Annotated in this window: 21 protein-coding genes and 1 other RNA gene; 14 read left to right on the forward strand and 8 right to left on the reverse strand. The window is 29.5% G+C overall.

Annotated features, from left to right (window positions below; all coding sequences use genetic code 11):
- The first annotated feature begins 1 nt into the window (after window position 1).
- The 4 genes from V2W16_RS09840 (at window position 2) to ssrA (ending at window position 2,403) form a co-directional block, all read left to right on the forward strand.
- Window positions 2-886 carry a polyprenyl synthetase family protein gene (locus tag V2W16_RS09840; protein WP_329385230.1) on the forward strand — a complete coding sequence of 295 codons (885 nt, stop codon included), beginning with the start codon at window positions 2-4 and terminating at the stop codon, window positions 884-886.
- Window positions 887-905: 19 nt separating this feature from the next.
- A complete protein-coding gene (gene trhA / locus V2W16_RS09845; protein WP_329385233.1) occupies window positions 906-1,565 on the forward strand; it encodes a PAQR family membrane homeostasis protein TrhA in 660 nt (219 codons plus the stop codon).
- Window positions 1,566-1,572: 7 nt separating this feature from the next.
- Window positions 1,573-2,052 carry an SsrA-binding protein SmpB gene (gene smpB / locus V2W16_RS09850; RefSeq protein ID WP_138269704.1) on the forward strand — a complete coding sequence of 160 codons (480 nt, stop codon included), beginning with the start codon at window positions 1,573-1,575 and terminating at the stop codon, window positions 2,050-2,052.
- Window positions 2,053-2,054: 2 nt separating this feature from the next.
- Window positions 2,055-2,403, forward strand: a transfer-messenger RNA (tmRNA) gene (ssrA, locus tag V2W16_RS09855).
- 178 nt (window positions 2,404-2,581) lie between these two features.
- Here ssrA and V2W16_RS09860 read toward each other — a convergent pair.
- From V2W16_RS09860 to V2W16_RS09870, 3 genes are all read right to left on the reverse strand, one after another.
- Entirely contained in the window at window positions 2,582-3,034 is a 453-nt protein-coding gene (locus V2W16_RS09860) for a hypothetical protein (protein ID WP_329385237.1), read from the reverse strand.
- A gap of 114 nt (window positions 3,035-3,148) precedes the next feature.
- A complete protein-coding gene (locus V2W16_RS09865; RefSeq protein WP_329385239.1) occupies window positions 3,149-3,706 on the reverse strand; it encodes an ImmA/IrrE family metallo-endopeptidase in 558 nt (185 codons plus the stop codon).
- A complete protein-coding gene (locus V2W16_RS09870) occupies window positions 3,699-4,052 on the reverse strand; it encodes a helix-turn-helix domain-containing protein (protein WP_329385242.1) in 354 nt (117 codons plus the stop codon). Before V2W16_RS09870 ends, V2W16_RS09865 begins: the two co-directional genes overlap by 8 nt.
- Window positions 4,053-4,204: 152 nt before the next feature.
- On the opposite strand from V2W16_RS09870, the gene V2W16_RS09875 reads away from it, so the two are divergent.
- A complete protein-coding gene (locus V2W16_RS09875; RefSeq protein ID WP_329385244.1) occupies window positions 4,205-4,435 on the forward strand; it encodes a helix-turn-helix domain-containing protein in 231 nt (76 codons plus the stop codon).
- Between the two features lie 28 nt (window positions 4,436-4,463).
- Window positions 4,464-4,607: a hypothetical protein gene (locus tag V2W16_RS09880; protein WP_329385247.1), complete on the forward strand. Its 144-nt coding sequence runs from the start codon at window positions 4,464-4,466 to the stop codon at window positions 4,605-4,607.
- A gap of 36 nt (window positions 4,608-4,643) precedes the next feature.
- On the opposite strand, the gene V2W16_RS09885 is transcribed toward V2W16_RS09880, so the two are convergent.
- The 5 genes from V2W16_RS09885 to V2W16_RS09905 form a co-directional block, all read right to left on the reverse strand.
- Window positions 4,644-4,814, reverse strand: a complete 171-nt coding sequence (locus tag V2W16_RS09885) for a hypothetical protein (RefSeq protein WP_329385250.1) — start codon at window positions 4,812-4,814, stop codon at window positions 4,644-4,646.
- A 71-nt stretch (window positions 4,815-4,885) separates the two neighbouring features.
- Window positions 4,886-6,718: an ABC transporter ATP-binding protein gene (locus V2W16_RS09890; RefSeq protein WP_329385253.1), complete on the reverse strand. Its 1,833-nt coding sequence runs from the start codon at window positions 6,716-6,718 to the stop codon at window positions 4,886-4,888.
- Window positions 6,711-8,981, reverse strand: coding sequence for an ABC transporter ATP-binding protein (locus tag V2W16_RS09895; protein WP_329385256.1), 2,271 nt, complete (start codon window positions 8,979-8,981; stop codon window positions 6,711-6,713). The genes V2W16_RS09890 and V2W16_RS09895 overlap by 8 nt, the downstream gene beginning before the upstream one ends.
- Complete coding sequence (locus tag V2W16_RS09900) at window positions 8,981-9,451, reverse strand: MarR family winged helix-turn-helix transcriptional regulator (RefSeq protein WP_329385259.1); 471 nt, start codon at window positions 9,449-9,451, stop codon at window positions 8,981-8,983. Before V2W16_RS09900 ends, V2W16_RS09895 begins: the two co-directional genes overlap by 1 nt.
- A 120-nt stretch (window positions 9,452-9,571) precedes the next feature.
- Window positions 9,572-10,873, reverse strand: a complete 1,302-nt coding sequence (locus V2W16_RS09905; RefSeq protein WP_329385262.1) for a bifunctional folylpolyglutamate synthase/dihydrofolate synthase — start codon at window positions 10,871-10,873, stop codon at window positions 9,572-9,574.
- A 197-nt stretch (window positions 10,874-11,070) separates the two neighbouring features.
- Between V2W16_RS09905 and V2W16_RS09910 the strand changes: the two genes are divergently transcribed.
- The 8 genes from V2W16_RS09910 (at window position 11,071) to ilvD (ending at window position 19,897) form a co-directional block, all read left to right on the forward strand.
- Complete coding sequence (locus V2W16_RS09910; protein WP_329385265.1) at window positions 11,071-12,237, forward strand: ABC transporter substrate-binding protein; 1,167 nt, start codon at window positions 11,071-11,073, stop codon at window positions 12,235-12,237.
- Window positions 12,238-12,405: 168 nt separating this feature from the next.
- Window positions 12,406-13,284 (forward strand): branched-chain amino acid ABC transporter permease, encoded by an 879-nt coding sequence (locus V2W16_RS09915; RefSeq protein WP_329385267.1) that lies wholly within the window; start codon window positions 12,406-12,408, stop codon window positions 13,282-13,284.
- Between the two features lie 15 nt (window positions 13,285-13,299).
- Window positions 13,300-14,325 carry a branched-chain amino acid ABC transporter permease gene (locus V2W16_RS09920; RefSeq protein WP_329385270.1) on the forward strand — a complete coding sequence of 342 codons (1,026 nt, stop codon included), beginning with the start codon at window positions 13,300-13,302 and terminating at the stop codon, window positions 14,323-14,325.
- Between the two features lie 3 nt (window positions 14,326-14,328).
- Window positions 14,329-15,111 (forward strand): ABC transporter ATP-binding protein, encoded by a 783-nt coding sequence (locus V2W16_RS09925; RefSeq protein WP_138269370.1) that lies wholly within the window; start codon window positions 14,329-14,331, stop codon window positions 15,109-15,111.
- 1 nt (window position 15,112) lies between these two features.
- Window positions 15,113-15,820 carry an ABC transporter ATP-binding protein gene (locus V2W16_RS09930; protein WP_329385276.1) on the forward strand — a complete coding sequence of 236 codons (708 nt, stop codon included), beginning with the start codon at window positions 15,113-15,115 and terminating at the stop codon, window positions 15,818-15,820.
- Window positions 15,821-16,029: 209 nt separating this feature from the next.
- Window positions 16,030-17,691 carry a biosynthetic-type acetolactate synthase large subunit gene (gene ilvB, locus V2W16_RS09935; protein ID WP_329385279.1) on the forward strand — a complete coding sequence of 554 codons (1,662 nt, stop codon included), beginning with the start codon at window positions 16,030-16,032 and terminating at the stop codon, window positions 17,689-17,691.
- A gap of 17 nt (window positions 17,692-17,708) precedes the next feature.
- Window positions 17,709-18,206: an acetolactate synthase small subunit gene (gene ilvN / locus V2W16_RS09940; protein ID WP_253229934.1), complete on the forward strand. Its 498-nt coding sequence runs from the start codon at window positions 17,709-17,711 to the stop codon at window positions 18,204-18,206.
- 26 nt (window positions 18,207-18,232) lie between these two features.
- Window positions 18,233-19,897 carry a dihydroxy-acid dehydratase gene (gene ilvD / locus V2W16_RS09945; RefSeq protein WP_329385284.1) on the forward strand — a complete coding sequence of 555 codons (1,665 nt, stop codon included), beginning with the start codon at window positions 18,233-18,235 and terminating at the stop codon, window positions 19,895-19,897.
- Window positions 19,898-19,962: the final 65 nt, after the last annotated feature.

Genomic DNA, 19,962 nt, shown 5'->3' on the forward strand with positions numbered 1-19,962 from the left:
CATGGATATAAAGAAAGAATTAAAAGAAAAACAATTATTTGTTGAAGATATATTAAATAAATATACCGTTAAAGAAGGTAAACCTGGAATAATATTTGAAAGTTTTAATTATTCATTGTTTGTAGGTGGTAAAAGAATAAGACCTATTCTTTTGATGGAATCTTGTAAGGCTGTTGGGGGAGATATAAAAGAAGCATATCCTTTAATGGCTGCAATAGAGATGATTCATACATATTCTCTTATTCATGATGATTTACCATGTATGGATGATGATGAGTTAAGAAGAGGAAAACCGACAAATCATGTTTTATACGGAGAGGCAATGGCTCTTCTTGCAGGAGACAGTCTATTAAATCTTGCATATGAAACAATGATTAAAAATTGTAAAAAGGCTAAAAATATAACAAGATATGTAGATGCAATGGAAGTTATTGCTGATGCTGCAGGTATAAACGGAATGGTTGCAGGTCAGGTTATGGACATGATAAGTGAAGGGAAAGAACCAAACGGAGAAACTCTTAATTTTATTCATGATAATAAAACAGGTGCGCTTCTTAGAGCTTGCATATTAAGCGGAGCTATTATAGGAGGAGCAGATGAAGAAAAGATGGAATCTTTTAAGAAATATGCTGATTCTATAGGTTTAATGTTCCAAGTTGTTGATGATATATTAGATGTAGTATCTGATAGTGAAACTTTAGGTAAAAATGTTGGGATGGATGAGGAAAGAAACAAAATGACATATCCGTATGTTTACGGGTTAGAAAAATCATATGAAAAAGTAGAACAACTTTTAAATATTGCTCTTGAAAGTCTTTCGGATTTTGATGAAAGTGCTGATTTCTTAAGAAATCTTGCAGTTTATTTATCAAGTAGAAAAAATTAATTTGAAAAGAGGAAAATTTATGAGTGAAGAAAGAAAAGATACTATAAAAAGATATACACTGGGGGAAGAAATTTTTAATTCTGTTTCACATGGTGTAGGCGTGTTTTTTGCCATTGCCGGCTGTACGGTTTTAATCGTTCTTAGTGCAATGTATGCTAATATGTGGGCTGTAATTGGAAGCATTATTTACGGCATAAGTATGTTTTCTTTATATCTTGCATCTACTTTATATCATTCTTTTCAGAACCATCGTGTAAAAGAAATTTTTAGAGTATTTGACCATTGTACAATATTTTTACTTATAGCCGGTACTTATACACCTTTTACTTTATATACATTAAGAGAAAGTGTTGGATGGTATATATTTGTTGTTATATGGTTAAGTGCAATAGTAGGTATAGTTTTAAATGCAATCAATTTAAAGAAATTTGAAAAAATATCTTTAGTTTTATATTTAATTATGGGATGGGCTGTTGTTTTTGCAATTAAACCTTTGGTTGCAGCTGTTTCACTTTTAACATTAGTTCTTTTAATTTTAGGAGGATTGATGTATACTGTTGGTGTAATATTTTATTGTTTGACTAAATATAAATATATGCATTCTATTTGGCACTTATTTGTTTTGGCAGGCACAATATTACATTATTTTGCAATTTTATTTAATATTATAGGTATGTAGGTAGAATATGGGGGCAAATAAAAATAAAGAAGATAAAAAAATAATTGCCAGAAATAAACAGGCAAATTTTGAATATTTTGTTATAGAAAAATATGAAGCAGGCATTGAGCTTAAAGGTACGGAAGTAAAATCAATAAGAAACGGTAAAGTTAATTTAAAAGATAGTTATGCAAATGTTACTAAAGGAAATGAAATATATATAATTGGTATGCATGTGAGTCCTTATGAATTTGGTAACAGAAATAATGTCGATCCTTTAAGGGAACGAAGGCTGCTTTTAAATAAAAGGGAAATAAGGAAAATAAAGGACTATCTTACAAAAGATGGATATACTTTAATCCCGTTAAATTTGCACTTTAGTAAAAGTTATGTTAAAATGGATATCGCTGTTTGTAAAGGTAAGAAGCTTTATGATAAAAGAGAAAGTCTTAAAGAAAAAGATGCAAAACGTGATATAGCTAGAAACCTTAAAAATAGTTATAGATAAACGGGGATGCAATGGTTTCGACAGGGTTAGTGAGGTTAAATAAGCGAGTAGATGAGCTTAACATCTTTAAAATAAGCAAATTAAAAAATAAACGATAACAATAGATTATCTTTCGCTGCCTAGTTGCAGCGCGGTCGTGTATTTCTGACCTGCAAGAAATATAACGATTGTCACACTTTCGCAGGGACCTATATGTTGGGTGTCTTGACAATGTATAGTATTAATTAAGGCTCGCCTTATATAATTTTGTTTGTTTTATAGTATTAGGTTAAATTTTAAGACAAACTGCACTCGGAGAAAGTTTAATTTAGCTGGTTTTGGACGGGGGTTCGATTCCCCCCATCTCCACCATATGAAAATTCACTGAAAACGCTTATTATTAAGTGATTTTAGTTTTATTTATTAATTATAAAAGAGCAAATTTTTTAAATTTGCTCTTTTTTTATATTAATTAAAATAATTTATTTCTTTAATTGTGTATTACAATGCAATTGATTAAGTTTATTTGATTTTTTTAATTTATTTTAAATTAGTTTTTATCATTTTTATATTGCTTATTTACAATAAATTCGCCTTTATCATTTCTATTTTGCTTATTTACAATAAATTCATCTTTTATTTTATTTACATTATTGTTTTTAATTTCCTTATTGATATTATTTACAATTTCCCTTACTTCATCTTCTTCTTTTCTTTGAGTAAGTTTAACTATTTTATATACAATAAATGCAATAATAGGAATTGCAAGTATATTTATAAATCCATATAATAAACAAATTAAACCTAAATATAGAAGTATTTTACCAATATATGGATTACTTTTTTTTCTGTTCTTATTTGAAAAAATGAATCCTGAAGTAATTAATATACCCCCTAGTATAAAACATATAATCATAACATTGCCATAATATTGTGCACGTTGCATTTGTTCAGCATAATATTCATCATAGTTATATGCTGATAAAAATAAATTATAATTCATAACATCCTCCTCATTTATTATAATTATTATAAAATAATTTTCTTTGTAATTAAATATAAAATTTTTAAAAAGAGTTAATCCCAAATAAAAAAAGGATATATTTAAATATCCATTTTAATTGTTTTCTATATAGTCTTTAAATTGTTGTAAAATCTTTTTTTCTTTTGGATTAACATAGAATTTATTTTTTATTAATGCTTTTTGCAATCTTTCATATCTGTATGTTCCTGCGGTTTTAGAAATATTACATAGTTGTGATAATTCTTCAGGAGAAGATATATTCATTTCTTTTAAAACACAAAGAGGGGCTAAAAGTCTTATGGCAAACATGTTTGCTTCGGTTTCCATTTCGTTGTATGTTTTAGTTTTATCTTTACTATGTTCAAGTAAAATATGACCTAGTTCGTGAGCTATTGTGAATCTATTCCTACAGTCATTATTTACAGATTTATTAAAAAAGATTATTTTTTCATTATCTTCAGTTATATATGAAAATCCATCTTTATAAGTCTTTGCAATTTCACTATTATTATCATAATATCTTATTTTTATGTCTAATTCCCTACATATATGAATAATGTCAACAGGAAGTTTATTTGTTTTTGTTTCTCTTAAAATGTACCAAACTAAATGCTGTATATTTTTATAATTATTTAAATCTATTTTATTCATCTTTTGTAATTAGAATAGTATTTTCTTTTAGTTTATTTAGTTCGGATTTACTAAGAGAGTTATAGCTTATTCCATCTTCTCTAGCTATCATTTTTAAATTATTATTTACTTTCTTTTTTCTGTTTCCAACTTCAAATTCTTCTAAGATATTATTAACATTATATATGTCGCATAGATTTAAAAAAATATCGGGGTTTGGAAGTCGTTGTCCACTTTCCCAACCGTATATTGTTTTTATTGCAACATTTATATTTCTTTTTTCCAAAAGATGTTTGACTTCATCTATTGTCAACTTGTTTTTTCTTCTAAGTTCTTTTAATTTTAGTGAGATTTCTTCCTTGCTCATATTGTTAACTCCTTGTTTTCAATCATATATAAAAGTCACTTTTTTGTCAATATTTTGTCAATAAATATTCTTCGATTTGAAGAGTATTTATTGACAAAGTTTTTATGTAATATTATAATAAAATAAAAATTCTTCAAAACGGAGAAAATATTATGATGGATAAGAAATTGGATGATGGAGTAGGGAATACCGATAATGCCAGTAAAAATTTATCGAAATATATACTGGATAATAATATTGATATTAAACAAATATGCAGGGAAACTGGTTTAAATTATAATGAGGTAAAAATGAGTATTAATGGAAATAAAAAAAGTTTGGATGTAGATGAATTTCTTGAGATATGTAGTTATATAAATAAAGATCCAAAAAATTTTAAATAAAATAAATTATGGGGGGAGAGTTTTAAATATGACAAAAGATGACATATATAATCTTTATAAGATTATATATGCGATTGATGAAGATTTTCATTTTTTGTTAAAAGACATTTTAGAGCCTGACAATTTTGATATTGAAGTATTTTATTATACTGATTTTGAAAAAACGCAATAATATCTAAGTAAAAATACTTAGATATTATTGCGTTTTTTATTTTTCTATATTTGTTTGTGTTTGATATAAATCTTCATAAGATTCTTCTTCATCATTACTTTTAGGTATATTTTGCATCAGTCCCGTACATTCTGTTGATGAAATGGTTTTTGAATTTTTTAAGAAATCCGTATCGGGTGGGTTTAAATCTTTTTTGTTTATTTTCATAATAACCTCCTTAATATTTATTTTCCCAAAAATCAAATAAAATATTAAAAAAAGAGCCTTTCAGCTCTTTTTTATTCTTCAAATTGTGAATTGTAAAGATTTGCGTAAAATTCATTTTCTTCCATTAATTCACTATGAGTACCTTGTTCAATAATATTTCCTTCATTCATTACAAGTATTAAATCTGCATCTTTTATTGTTGATAATCTATGTGCAATTATAAAACTTGTTCTTCCTTTTACTAAGGTATCCATTGCTTTTACAATTAATTTTTCTGTTCTTGTATCAACGGAACTTGTTGCCTCATCTAAAATTAAAATTTTAGGGTCTGCAAGTAATGCTCTGGCAATTGTTAAAAGCTGTTTTTGCCCGCTTGAAATATTACTTGCTTCTTCGTTTAGTACCATTTGATATCCGTCAACATTTGTTTTGATAAAATGGTCAACGTGGGTAGCAATTGCGGCTTGTTCTACTTCTTCATCAGTTGCATTTAAGTTACCATATCTAATGTTATTCATTACTGTATCATTGTATAGCCATGTATCTTGTAAAACCATACCGAACATTTTTCTTAAATCTCTACGTTTGTACTCATTTATATTTACACCGTCAACTTTTATTGAACCGCTGTTAATATCATAGAATCTCATTAATAATTTTACTATTGTAGTTTTACCAGCTCCTGTAGGTCCAACTATTGCAATTTTTTGTCCTGATTTTATTTTAGAAGAAAAATCTTTAATGATAGGTTTATTTTCATCATATCCAAAATATACATGGTCAAATTCTACGCTTCCTTTAACATCATTTAGATTAACTTCTTTAGGTTCATTTGTTGTTTCTTTTTCATCTTCTTCTCCTAAGAATTCAAAAACTCTTTCAGCAGCGGCTGCTGTTTGTTGAAGAATATTAGAAACATTTGCAAGTTGTGTTATAGGTTGAGTAAAGTTTCTTACATATTGTATGAATGCTTGTATATCACCAACTGTTATAAATCCTTTTGTTGCTCTATATCCACCAAGAATACAAATAGCTACATATCCGAGGTTACTGATAAAACTCATGATAGGTTGCATCATTCCTGATAAAAATTGTGATTTCCAAGCTGAATGATATAGAGTATCGTTATATTCATTAAAATCATTAATTGATTGTTCTTCTCTGTTAAATGCTTTTACAATAGAGTGTCCTGAATACATTTCTTCAATATGTCCGTTAACGTGTCCAAGATATTCTTGTTGACTTCTAAAATATTTTTGTGAGAAGTGTATTACAGTCATAATAAATATTGAAGAAATAGGAATGATGAGTAAAGCAATAATAGTCATTGTGATATCTATGCTTGCCATCATTATTAAAATACCAATTACCGTTGTAATACTTGTTATTATTTGTGTAACACCTTGATTTAAGTTTTGGTTTATTGTATCTACATCGTTTGTTATTCTCGATAAAACTTCACCTGTTTGTTGTGTATCATAGTATTTTAAAGGTAGAGTATTTATTTTATGAGAAATATCTTTTCTAAGGTTGTATGTTAAATTAGTTGTAACACCTGTCATTATATGTGCTTGTAAATAAGAGAATATGGCAGATATTAAATATAGACATACTAATATAATAAGTATTTTGCCAATATAAATAAAGTCAATTCCTGTTGCTGTTCCTGCAATTTTTCCCATTACTCCGTCAAATACTTTTGTAGTTGCTTTTCCAAGTATTTTAGGTCCTACTATATTAAATACCGTTGAAATTACTGCAAATATAAAGACAATAAATATTTGTAATTTTTTTGTCCCGAGATAATGGAGAAGTTTTTTCATTGTACCTTTAAAATCTCTTGCTTTTTCTCCGCCTCTCATTGCAGGCATTCCTCTCATAGGTCCTCTTCCATGATTACCCATTGTTTCTTACCTCCTCTTCTGATAATTGAGATAAGGCTATTTCTTTATATACTTCACAATTTTGCATTAATTCTTTATGTGTGCCTTTTCCTACGATTTCTCCATCGTCAAGTACTATTATCTGCTCAGCATGCATAATTGTGCTAATTCTTTGAGCAACTATAATTATCGTAGCATCTGATAATTCTTTATTTATTGCACTACGAAGATTTTTATCTGTTTTGAAATCAAGGGCAGAGAAACTATCATCAAAAATGTATATTTCAGCATTTTTTACAATTGCTCTTGCTATTGATAATCTTTGTCTTTGACCTCCTGAAACGTTGGTTCCTCCTGATGCAATTTCCGTTTCAAAACCATCCGGTTTTTCTTTTATAAATTTACTTGCTTGCGCAATGTCACAAGCTTTCCATAATTCCTCATCTGTTGCATTTTCTTTTCCATATTCAAGATTGGATCTTATTGTTCCTTTAAATAAGACTCCTTTTTGAGGAATGTATCCTATTTTATCTCTTAAATGTGTTTGGTTAATATCTTTTATGTTTACTCCGTCAACTAGTATTTCACCTTTACTTGCTTCAAAAAGTCTTGGTATTAATTGTACAAGAGTTGATTTACCGCTTCCCGTAGAACCTACAATAGCAGTAGTTTCACCTTTATTAGCGGTAAAGTCTATATTGTGAAGCACATATTCACTAGCACCCGGATAAGCGAAAGAAACGTTTTTAAATTCAACAACTCCTTTTTTGTTATCATCAAAAGGTTTTTCTTCCTTAGGGTCTTTTAGTTCTAAAGGTGTTTGTAAAACTTCATTTATTCTGTTAGCAGAAACACTAGCTCTTGGAACCATGATAAACATCATTGAAATCATTAAGAACGCCATAATTATTTGCATTGCGTATTGAATAAATGCCATCATATCTCCAACTTGAAGAGTACTTGCTTCTATTTGGTTTGCACCAACCCAAACAATAAGAAGTTGTACAAGGTTCATAACTAGCATCATAAATGGCATTAAGAACATCATGAATCTATTAACAAATAAGTTATTTTTTGTTAAAGTTTTATTTGTTTCATCAAATCTTTTTTCTTCAAAATCTTCTGTTCCAAAGGCTCTTATAACCATAAGTCCTGATAAATTTTCTCTTGCAACAAGGTTTAATTTATCTGTTAATTTTTGTATTTTCTTAAATCTTGGAAGTACAACGCTGAAAGCTATCATCATAAATCCTAAAATAACTATTACTGCAAGAAGAATTATCCAACTCATTGATGTACTGGAGCTAAGAGCTTTCATTATTGCAATAACTCCCATTATAGGAGCATAACATAATATTCTAAGTCCCATTACTATAAGCATTTGAATTTGTGTAATATCGTTTGTGGTTCTTGTGATAAGAGAAGATACCGCAAATTTATTAAATTCTACATTAGAGAAACTTTCTACTTTTGCAAAAACATCTTTTCGAAGTGTTCTTGCAACTCCTGCTGCAGTTCTTGATGCAAGGAAACCTACTAAAATAGCACAAACAGCAGATACAAGAGCAATTAGAAGCATTTTAACGCCAATATTGATAATATATGATGATTGAACATCTTCAAGGTTTAATCCTATTTGTTGATACTCACCTTTTATATAAGTACAAGCAATTTGAGATATACTTGTTTCGGGAATGTTGTCAAGTTGAGAGTTTATTTTATTTAAAAATTCATCTCTATTTTCTTTTGGCATGTTCTTTATTATAGAAAACATATCGGTATTACTTGACATCATTAAACTCATATCAGCTGTTTTATTGTCACCTTCTTTTGTATCGATATCAAATAAATTTTGTTTTTGCATATTTTCAGGGTTATCAATAAAACTTACGATAATTTCACTTTTCCCAACTGCTAAATCTAATGAATCAATAACATCTTTGTTTGCATCATCTTTAAGAATATATACATTTTCTTTTTCAAGGATAGGGTATTCTTCCTTATATTCTTCATAATCATTATTTTCTTTTGTAACTTTTGAATAAATGCTGTCAAGTTGTTGTTGTTCATTTTCTTCTAAGAAAAATTTAACTTTTTCATATTCATTTTCTCTTATTACATTTGGAAGGTTGTTCTCAATGCCACCGTTTTGTATTCCGTAGTCTACTATCTTAGACATATAATCAGGTAGAGATAGTTCGCAATTTGCCTGTATTAATAGAAATACAATTGAAAAAATAATAGAGAAAATAAATGGTTTTAAATATTTTCTTAATTTAATCATTACAGGTCATTTCCTTTCTGGTTATTTTTGGATATTTCTACTATTTCTTTAAAAATATCCGTAAGTTGATTTACTTTTTCTTTCCCTAATTTTTCGATAATATCCATAAGTTCACTGAATTTGGATTCAAAAGTATCATTAAACATTTTTTTCCCTTTTGGTGTTATTTCTACTTTGAATTTTCTTCTGTCTTTTTCATCCATTATCCTTACTACATAACCTTTTTTTTCAAGGCTGTTTAACGTTTGTGTGACCGCCGGTCTTGATAATTTAGTCTTTTCGCTTATTGTTGAAGGTAAAACACTGTCGATATTTTTTTCTTTCTTTTGTTTAATTAAAAAAGCGAGAAGGAAAAATTCAGATTTCGGGAGTTTAATGTCACATTCCGCTTTTGAACCTAAGATTTTACCGATAGAGTGCAGATAATAAATAAATTCTTTGATTTCTTTTTTTTCAATTTTATCATGCATTTCTTTATCCTCTCTAAAACAAAAAAAGCAACAAATAGTTAAGTTGCTTAATTATTTTGTTGCTTAATTATATTACTGAGATGTTTATATGTCAATATAAAAATTTTTTTTAATTAAATTTTAATAATTTGCATGTCTAAGTAAAGTTCTTATTTCTCCTATAAGGTATAAGGATCCTACAAATGCATATATATATTCACTATCTTTTTCTATTAACTCAATTGATTTTGCCGTATCTGTGATATAGGATACATGGGCATTTTTATCAATTTGTTTTATTTTTTCATACATATCTTTGCTTGAAAAAGCACGATTGTTATTTGGTGTTAAAGTATAAATTTTTTCTGCCTTTGGCAAAAGTTTTTTTAACGAACTGTCTATATCTTTATCTGCAAGCATACCAAAAAATAATATTATTTTCTTATCTTTAAAATAAAGGTTTAAGTTGTTTACAAAACTTTCAATGCCTTCTTTATTATGCCCTCCATCTAATATTATTATTGGATTTTTGGAGAAAATTTCAAATCTTCCATTAAAATGTATATTTTCTAATGCAGTTAGTATATCTTCTTTTTTTATTTTATATCCAAGTGAATAAAGTACTTCCAAAGTTTGTAAAACCGTTAATGCATTATAAACTTGATTTTTACCAAGTAAAGAAAGTTTAAATTCATTTATACTAAAAGGATTTGTTTTTCTATATTTTATTTTGCTTCCGTCAAAACTGATTTCTATTAATTCAATATCTTCTTTTTTAGGTAAATAAAAAGATGCATTTTTTTCTTTTGATATTTTTATAAGTTCATCTACAGCTTCTTTATCAGAAGGATATATTACGACATTTGAATTTGTTTTTATGATTCCTCCTTTTTCGTATGCAATCTTTTTTAAAGTATTACCAAGTTGTTCAACATGGTCAAAACTTATTGATGCAATAACGCTTATTAGAGGATTATTTACAACGTTTGTAGCATCTAATCTACCTCCAAGCCCTACTTCAAGTATAACTATATCAACATCTTTTTCTTTGAAGTAAAGTAGTGCAGCTGCAGTTATTATTTCAAATTCTGTAGGATGAGGAAAATTATTTTTTATCATTATATCTATTTTATCTTTAACTACTGATACGTAATATGCTATATCCTCATTTGAAATATCTATACCGTTTATTTTTATTCTTTCATTAAACTTTTCCAAAAAAGGTGAAGTGTATAGACCTGTTTTGTATCCGGACTTTGATAAAACAGCATTTAACATTGTTGAAATAGAGCCTTTTCCGTTTGTTCCTGCTATGTGAATTACCTTTAAATCATCTTGAGGGTTTCCTATAAGCCTAAGTAATTCATTGATATTATCAAGACCAAGTACAGATCCGAATTTATTTGTAGAATGTATAAAATTTATTGCTTGTTCGTAGTTCAATTTGTATCTCCTTAATATAAAAACTTGATTAAAATTATATCATATTTTTGAAAAAAATCGGGAGTAATATATAATATTTTGAAATATTCAGAAAATTGTATCATTTTACTTGACAAAAGAAAATAGTAAGGGTAAGATAATAACAATTATTAATATATTTTTATATTAATTAAAAAAATTAGTTAGGGGTATAGACAATGAAAAAGACAATGAAAAAAGCTGCTGCTTTACTTTTGTCTGCAACAATGCTTGTAGGATTTAGTGCATGTGGAGGAAGCAGCGCAGAAAATTCAGACACAATTAAAATAGGGGTTAACTATGAATTGTCAGGTGACGTTGCAACATACGGACAATCTTGTACAAAAGGCATTGAAATGGCCGTTAATGAAGTAAACGAAGCTGGCGGAATAAATGGTAAAAAAGTTGAAATTGTTAAAATTGATAACAAATCAGATAACAATGAAGCTATGAGTGCTGCTACAAAACTTGCAAGTAAAGAAGGCGTAAGTGTTATGATTGGACCTGCTACTTCAGGTGCTTTCAAAGCAACAATCGCAGCTGCAAATCAATATAAAGTTCCTGCAATTACATGTTCAGGTACATCAGATGATATTACAGTAGATTCAAACGGAAATGTACAAGAGTACATATTTAGATTATGTTATACAGACTCATTACAAGGTAGTAAAATGGCTGAATTTGCAACTAAAAAATTAAATGCAAAATCAGCAATCGTTTTAGCTGATACATCAAATGATTATTCAAACGGACTTGCAAAAGCATTTGAATCAGAATTTAAAGCAAACGGAGGAACAATCGTATCAACAGAAACATTTACAGCTCAAGATAAAGATTTCTCTCCTGTACTTACAAAAATCAAAGATAAAAAAGCTGATGTAATCTACTTACCAGGTTATTACACAGAATGTTCTTTAATTATTAAACAAGCAAGAGAATTAGGTATTGATTTACCAATCTTAGGCGGTGACGGATATGACTCTCCAACAATGCTTGAAACAGCAGGTAAAGATGCACTTAAAAATGTATACTTTACAAACCATTATGCAGTAGATGATGAATCAGAAGTTGTTCAAAACTTCGTAAAAGCTTATAAAGCTGCAAATAATGATGAAAATCCTGGTGCTTTTGAAACATTAGGATATGATGCAGGTAAACTTGCTTGTGATGCAATCGCTAGAGCAGGAAGTGCTGATCCTCAAAAAGTTGCTGAAGCTTTAGCTGCAACAAAAGATTTCCAAGCTGTAACAGGTACTCTAAGCATTGATGAAAAACATAACCCTGTAAAAGAAACAGTAGTACTTGAATTTAAAGATGGAAATGCTGTATTTAATACAAAACTTTAATTGAATAAAATATTTGAAATTTATTAACAAATAAAATAAATTTTGGTAAAGTGGTGAGAAAAACTCACCACTTTACTGCAGTTTTAAGGATATGATTAAAACAATATATGAATATAATATGGTTTTAACAATATTTTTAAAATAATAAAGATACTGGGGGTACATAATTTGGAACAATTTATTCAGCAAATTATCAATGGGATTTCCATTGGTAGTATTTATGCCTTGATTGCGCTTGGATATACTATGGTTTACGGAATTATAAACCTTATTAACTTTGCGCATGGAGATATTTTAATGATAGGAGGATATGTAGGATTTTTCTGTTCATATACGCTAGGAATAGGCTTTATACCTGCAACTATTATTGCAGTTATAATTTGTTCTATACTTGGAGTTGTAATTGAAAGAGTTGCATATAGACCACTAAGACATGCACCAAGAATTACGCTTCTTATTACAGCTATTGGTGTAAGTTTCTTGCTTGAATATGCAATGATGTATTTTGTAGGTCCAGATGTTAGAACATATCCTTCAGGATTTTTTGGACTTGGTTACATTAATTTAGGTGGAATTTCAATTCCAAGTGACAAATTAATGGTTACATTGATTACACTAGTATTAATGGTTTTATTACAGTTATTAATTAGTAAGACAAAAATAGGTAAATCAATGAGAGCTGTTTCATCTGATCCAGATGCTGCTCAATTAATGGGTGTAAGTGTAGATAAAGCAATTTCATTCACATTCCTTATTGGTTCTGCTTTAGCAGCTGTTGCCGGTGTAATGTATGGTGCTATGTTTACTGTAAATCCATTATCAGGTATGACACCTGGTTTAAAAGCTTTTATCGCTGCCGTATTTGGTGGTATAGGAAGTATACCGGGAGCTATCGTTGGTGGTGTATCACTTGGACTAATTGAAACTTTGGTTAGTGGTTATCTTTCAAGTGCATATAAAGATGCGGTTGCCTTCGCAATCCTTATAATTATTCTTATTGTTAAACCATCAGGTTTACTTGGAAAGAATAGAAAGGAAAAAGTATAGGAGGTAACGTTTAATATGAAAAAGATTTTAGATATGTTTAAAAAGCAAGATCCAAGTAAGATACTTGGACTAAAAGGGAATATTCCTACTGTAATAGCTTTTGTTGCTGCATATATAATAATAAAGTTATTCATTTTTGTTGGAATTATTTCTCCATTCTATGAAACTATTGTATTAAAACTTTGTATAGATATTATTTTAGCCCTTGGTCTAAACTTAATTACAGGTATTACAGGACAGTTCTCATTAGGGCATGCGGGATTTATGGCAATAGGTGCATATACAAGTGCTCTTATGACTCTTAGAATGTCAGATAGCATTGTTATGGTTATCCTTGCGTTAATTTTAGGTGGAATTTTATCAGGATTTTTAGGATTTTTAATTGGTATTCCAACTCTTCGTTTAAGAGGTGACTACCTTGCAATTGCTACATTAGGTCTTGGTGAAATTATCAGAATTGTTATTCAAAACGTAGACCAAACTATCCTTGGTGGAGCTGCCGGATTATCTTCAATCCCTTTATATTCTTCACTTGAAGTATGTTTTATATGTATGTTTATTTGTTATTTTGTAATAACAAATGTTTTAAAATCATCATATGGTAGAGCATGTGTATCTGTAAGAGAAGATGAAATAGCTGCTGAATCAATGGGTGTAAATGTAACTAAAGCAAAAATTCTTGCTTTTATTATAGGAACATTCTTTGCAGGTGTTGCGGGAGCATTATATTCAGGTTATGTAGGCGTTATTCAACCAAAGAACTTTGGTTTCATGAAGTCAATTGATATTTTAATGATTGTTGTACTTGGCGGACTAGGAAATATTAATGGAACAATTATTGCAGCATTTGTTTTAAATATTATTTCTTTTGCTCTTCAAGACTTCTCAGAAATCAGAATGATTTTATATGCGATTATGTTAATTGCCATAATGCTTATTAAATCAGGTGAAACTCCTTTCTTTGTTAAATTAAGAGAAATGTTTTCTGTTGAAAAGTTTAAAAATAAAATAAGAAAGAATAAAGATGTAGTGGGGGAATAGTTTATGGCAATATTAAAAATTGAAGACTTAAGTAAAAGTTTTGGCGGCTTAAAAGCTGTTTCTCATGTAAATATAAATGTTGAAAAAGGTGAATTAATAGGTCTAATAGGACCTAATGGGGCAGGAAAAACTACAATATTTAACTTGCTTACAGGTGTGTATACTCCAACATCAGGTAAAATTGAATTAAAAAATGATAAAACTGGAGATACAATTTTAATTAACGGTTTAAAACCTTATATAACAAGTAGCTTTGGTATAAGTAGAACTTTCCAAAATATCAGATTGTTTAATGAACTTAGCGTACTTGATAATTTAAGAATTGCAATGCATAAAAGAGTAAAATATAATATTTTCTCTGCTATTTTTAGAACTAAAGCATACAGAGAATGCGAAACTATTTTTTATGAAAATGCAATGAATATTCTTGAGTTTGTTGGTCTTGCAGATAAAAGGGATGAGCTTGCTCAAAATCTTCCTTATGGAGAACAAAGAAAACTTGAAATTGCAAGAGCTGTTGCTACCGGTGCAAGTGTAATATTCCTTGATGAACCTGCAGCGGGAATGAACCCAAGTGAAACTGATGAACTTAGAATTTTAATAGAAAATTTAAGAAAAAAATATGAATTAACCGTTATTTTAATTGAACATGATATGAAATTCGTTATGGAAATATGCGAAAGAATATATGTTTTAGACTTCGGTACAATTATTGCTGAAGGAAAACCTGAAGAAATAAAAAATAACGAAAAAGTAATAAAAGCATATTTAGGGGAGGAAGTATAGAATGTTTTTTAAAATTGAAAATTTAAATGTACATTATGGTGCTATTCATGCCCTAAAAGATGTTTCTTTAGAAGTTAACGAAGGAGAAATTGTAACTTTAATAGGTTCAAACGGTGCCGGAAAAACATCCACTTTAAGAACAATATCAGGGCTTGTTCCAAAAACAAGCGGAAATATTGAATTTATGGGAGAGAGCCTCGATAATGTAAAGGCTACTGATATAGTAAAAAGAGGTATTTCTCATGTTCCTGAAGGAAGAAGAATCTTTGCTGATATGACAGTATATGAAAATCTTGAGATGGGTGCTTATTTAAGAAAAGATAAAGATAATATTAAAAAAGATATTTTAGAAATATACAATAAGTTTCCAAGACTAAAAGAAAGAAAAAGTCAGCTTGCAGGAACACTTAGTGGTGGAGAACAACAAATGCTTGCTATTTCAAGAGCATTGATGTCAAGACCTAAGTTTTTACTTCTTGATGAACCTTCAATGGGACTTGCACCTGTTATCGTTCAAGATATTTTTAAATTGATTAAACAAATTAATAAAGAAGGTACCACAATTTTCTTAGTAGAACAAAATGCTAATATGGCACTTTCAATATCAAATAGAGCATATATACTTGAAACAGGTGAAGTTGTTATGAGCGGTGACGCAAAAGAATTACTTCAATCAGATGATGTAAGAAAAGCATATTTAGGTGGTTAAAAAATATATGTAAGATAAACTTCCCATTAAGGTTTTAATGGGAAGTTTTTGCAAATATAAGGTATATTTATTTTGTTAAATTATATAAAAATTCTGAAAATTCTTAATAATTTAGTTTAAATACTTGTACTTTTTTGATAAAATTTATATAATTAAAAAATCAATAAAAAAATAATAATAAATAATTAGATAGAAGAGGATGATGCGATATGAAATTAACAGGTTCTGAAATTGTAGCAGAAGTATTATTAGAGCATGGGGTAGATACGGTGTTTGGTTACCCGGGAGGAGCGGCTTTAAATATTTACGATGTACTATATAAATATAGTGATAAAATTAAGCACGTCCTTACGGCACATGAACAAGGTGCAGCACATGCAGCAGATGGATATTACAGAGCAACAGGCAAAACTGGCGTCGTTATTGCAACAAGCGGTCCTGGAGCAACAAATCTTGTAACAGGTATTGCTACAGCTTTTATGGATAGTATTCCTATGGTTGCAATTACAGCTAATGTTCCGGATAATTTGATTGGTAGAGACTCTTTCCAAGAAATTTGCATAACAGGAGTTACTTTACCAATAACAAAGCATAACTTTTTTGTAAATAGAGTAGAAGATTTGGAAGATGCTTTAAGAGAAGCTTTTAGAATTGCCAATAGCGGACGAAAAGGTCCTGTACTAGTTGATATTACAAAGGATGTAACAGCAAATTTGGTTGAATATAAAAAACAAGGTCCACTTCCTTTATATGAAAATCCTATTGCAACAGATGAAGAAATTGAAGAAGTTGCAAAAATGATTAATGAATCAGAAAAACCGGTTATATATTTTGGTGGTGGTATAGTTGCATCTGATTCAATAGCAGAATTGAATGAATTACTTGAAAAAGGTGATATACCTGCAACTAATACTTTAATGGCAACGGGTGTACTTGGATACAATAATAGAAGAAGACTTGGAATGATCGGTATGCACGGAACTGTTGCAGCTAATAAAGCTATATATAATGCAGATTTGGTTTTAGCTCTTGGTACAAGATTTAGTGACAGAGTTGCACTTAATCCAAATAAATTTGCAAGTAATGCAAAAAAAATTCAAGTTGATATTGATAAAAGTGAAATTAACAAAAATGTTTTTGTACACAAGAGTATAATAAGTGATGTAAAAAATTTCTTACAAAGATTAATTCCACTTATTGAAAAGAAAACTAGAAAAGAATGGTTGGATACAACATTAAAATGGAGTAAAACACCTGTAGAAGATACATATTATAAAGGTAATTTACATCCTGGCGATATTGTAATGACAAGTTGTGGAATGGTAGATAAAAAACCTATTTTTGTTACTGATGTAGGGCAACATCAAATGTGGGCTGCACAATATCTAAAAAATGTAAAACCGGTTAAATTTTTAACAAGTGGCGGACTTGGAACTATGGGATATAGTTATGGTGCTGCAATTGGTGCTCAAGTTGGATGTCCTGATAAAAGAGTCATTCAATTTGTAGGAGATGGGTCTTTCCATATGAATTTAAATGAAGCATGTACGGCTGTTAGTCAAAATTTACCTATTATAACAATTATTATGAATAATGGCGTTCTTGGTATGGTTTATCAATGGCAAACAGTATTTTATGATAAAAGATACTCTCAAACTGTATTAAACAGAAAAACAGACTTTGTTAAATTAGCTGAAGCTTTTGGTTTAAAAGGTTATAAAGCAGAAACATTAGAAGAATTTGAAGATGTATTTGAAGAAGCTTTAAAACAAGATGGTCCTGTATGGATTGATTGTAGAATAGAAGAGCTTGAAAGAGTTCTACCTATGATTCCTAATGGTGGAACCATTGATGATATGATAATAAATTAAAATAAGGAGAATGTAAGATGGCTGATAGAAAAGAAGTTGTAAGTATTTTAGTTGACAATCAATCTAATGTTTTAACTAGAATTGTAAGTTTGTATGGAAGAAGAGGTTTTAATATTGATTCGTTAACTGTTTCAGCGACAAATCATCCTAATATTTCAAGAATTACTATTGTTTTTAACGGTAGTGATCAATCTTTATATCAAATTATTACTCAAACACAAAAACTTGAAGTTGTAAGAGATATATTTGTTTTAGATGCAAGCAATTCTCTTTACAGAGAACTTTTACTTGTGAAAATTAAAACAGATAAAACAGAAAGAACATCACTTAAAGAAATTGTTGATATATACAGAGGTAAAATAATCGATTTATCTAAAGAAAGCATGATTATTGAATTAACAGGTGCTCCTGAAAAATTAGATGGATTTATGAAAATGATAGATTGTTATGATGTTGTAGAAGTTTGTAGAACAGGTATAACAGGAATTTCAAGAGATTTAAGAGAAATACATTAATAAATAAACGACAAAGGGAGAAGACAATGAAGTTAAGAAGTGAAAATGTAACAAAAGGCTTAGAAAAGGCGCCTGCTAGAAGTCTTTTCTATGCAATGGGATATACAAAAGAAGAGTTAAGTAGACCTCTTATAGGGGTAGTAAATGCAAAAAGTGAAATTGTTCCAGGACATATTCATTTGGATAAAGTTACGGAAGCAGTAAAAGCAGGAATAAGAATGGCAGGAGGAACACCTATAGAAGTTCCTTCAATTGGGGTATGTGACGGTATAGCAATGGGACATGCAGGAATGAGATATTCTCTTCCAAGTAGAGAGTTAATTGCAGATAGTGTTGAAACAATGGCAATTGCTCATTGTTTTGATGGTCTTGTATTGGTTCCTAACTGTGATAAAATCGTTCCTGGAATGATTATGGCAGCTGTAAGATTAAATATACCAACAGTTGTATGTTCAGGTGGTCCTATGATGTCAGGACTTGTAAAAGGAGAAGAAACATCTTTATCTAAGATGTTTGAAGCAGTAGGAGCAAGAAAAGCAGATTTAATAAATGATGATGAACTTTTAGAATATGAAGAAAATACTTGTCCTGGATGTGGTTCATGTTCTGGTATGTATACAGCAAACAGTATGAACTGTCTTGCTGAAGCTATTGGTATTGCTTTACCTGGAAATGGAACAATTCCTGCTGTTGAAAGTGGAAGAATAAGACTTGCTAAAAAAGCAGGTATGGCAATTATGAATTTAGTTGAAAAAGATATTAAAGCAAGAGATATTATTAATGAAAAATCAATAAGAAATGCCCTTGCTTGTGATATGGCACTTGGTTGTTCTTCAAACAGTGTACTTCATTTATTGGCAATAGCAAATGAAGCTGGTGTTGAATTAAACCTTGAAATATTCAATGAGTTTAGCGCAAAAGTTCCAAACTTATGTCATCTTGCACCAGCCGGCGGAACTCATATGCATGATTTAAACAGAGCTGGTGGATTAATGGCTGTTTTACATGAACTTAATAAAAAAGGTTTAGTTGATACTTCATTAATTACAGCAAATGGTAAAACAGTTGGTGAAAATATTGAAGGTCATGAAATTAAAGATGTTAACTTAATTAAAACAGTGGCTTGCCCATATAGCGAAACAGGTGGTATCGCAGTTATGTGGGGTAATATAGCTCAAGACGGTTGTGTTGTAAAGAGAAGTGCTGTTGATGAAAGCATGCTTAAACATAGTGGTCCGGCAAGAGTATTTAATAGTGAAGAAGAAGCTATTGATGCAATATATAATGGAAAAATTGTTGACGGGGATGTTGTTGTCATTAGATATGAAGGTCCAAAGGGTGGTCCTGGTATGAGAGAAATGTTAAATCCTACAAGTGCACTTGCAGGAATGGGACTTGATAAAACAGTTGCATTAATAACTGATGGAAGATTCTCAGGTGCATCTAGAGGTGCATCAATAGGTCATGTTTGTCCTGAAGCTTATGCAGGCGGAAATATTGGTTTAATTGAAGAAGGGGATATTATTGAAATTGATATACCTGCATCTAAGATTAATGCTAAAGTAAGTGATGAAGAATTTGAAAAAAGAAGAAAAGCTTATGTATGTCCTAAAGAACCTGTTAAAAGTGGATGGCTTGCAAGATATCAAAGAAATGTATCTTCAGCAAGCAAAGGTGCTGTAATGAAATAAAAAATTAAATTAAAAAGAGATATATTTGATATATCTCTTTTTTTATACTATTTTATTAAATAATA

The organism is Anaerofustis butyriciformans (assembly GCF_036289385.1).
Classification (GTDB): domain Bacteria; phylum Bacillota; class Clostridia; order Eubacteriales; family Anaerofustaceae; genus Anaerofustis; species Anaerofustis butyriciformans.

Coding starts and splice junctions, on each gene's coding strand:
- V2W16_RS09840 (WP_329385230.1), top strand. CDS start 2: ATGGATATAAAGAAAGAATTAAAAGAAAAACAATTATTTGTTGAAGAT.
- trhA (WP_329385233.1), top strand. CDS start 906: ATGAGTGAAGAAAGAAAAGATACTATAAAAAGATATACACTGGGGGAA.
- smpB (WP_138269704.1), top strand. CDS start 1,573: ATGGGGGCAAATAAAAATAAAGAAGATAAAAAAATAATTGCCAGAAAT.
- V2W16_RS09860 (WP_329385237.1), bottom strand. CDS start 3,034: ATGAATTATAATTTATTTTTATCAGCATATAACTATGATGAATATTAT.
- V2W16_RS09865 (WP_329385239.1), bottom strand. CDS start 3,706: ATGAATAAAATAGATTTAAATAATTATAAAAATATACAGCATTTAGTT.
- V2W16_RS09870 (WP_329385242.1), bottom strand. CDS start 4,052: ATGAGCAAGGAAGAAATCTCACTAAAATTAAAAGAACTTAGAAGAAAA.
- V2W16_RS09875 (WP_329385244.1), top strand. CDS start 4,205: ATGATGGATAAGAAATTGGATGATGGAGTAGGGAATACCGATAATGCC.
- V2W16_RS09880 (WP_329385247.1), top strand. CDS start 4,464: ATGACAAAAGATGACATATATAATCTTTATAAGATTATATATGCGATT.
- V2W16_RS09885 (WP_329385250.1), bottom strand. CDS start 4,814: ATGAAAATAAACAAAAAAGATTTAAACCCACCCGATACGGATTTCTTA.
- V2W16_RS09890 (WP_329385253.1), bottom strand. CDS start 6,718: ATGGGTAATCATGGAAGAGGACCTATGAGAGGAATGCCTGCAATGAGA.
- V2W16_RS09895 (WP_329385256.1), bottom strand. CDS start 8,981: ATGATTAAATTAAGAAAATATTTAAAACCATTTATTTTCTCTATTATT.
- V2W16_RS09900 (WP_329385259.1), bottom strand. CDS start 9,451: ATGCATGATAAAATTGAAAAAAAAGAAATCAAAGAATTTATTTATTAT.
- V2W16_RS09910 (WP_329385265.1), top strand. CDS start 11,071: ATGAAAAAGACAATGAAAAAAGCTGCTGCTTTACTTTTGTCTGCAACA.
- V2W16_RS09920 (WP_329385270.1), top strand. CDS start 13,300: ATGAAAAAGATTTTAGATATGTTTAAAAAGCAAGATCCAAGTAAGATA.
- V2W16_RS09925 (WP_138269370.1), top strand. CDS start 14,329: ATGGCAATATTAAAAATTGAAGACTTAAGTAAAAGTTTTGGCGGCTTA.
- V2W16_RS09930 (WP_329385276.1), top strand. CDS start 15,113: ATGTTTTTTAAAATTGAAAATTTAAATGTACATTATGGTGCTATTCAT.
- ilvB (WP_329385279.1), top strand. CDS start 16,030: ATGAAATTAACAGGTTCTGAAATTGTAGCAGAAGTATTATTAGAGCAT.
- ilvN (WP_253229934.1), top strand. CDS start 17,709: ATGGCTGATAGAAAAGAAGTTGTAAGTATTTTAGTTGACAATCAATCT.
- ilvD (WP_329385284.1), top strand. CDS start 18,233: ATGAAGTTAAGAAGTGAAAATGTAACAAAAGGCTTAGAAAAGGCGCCT.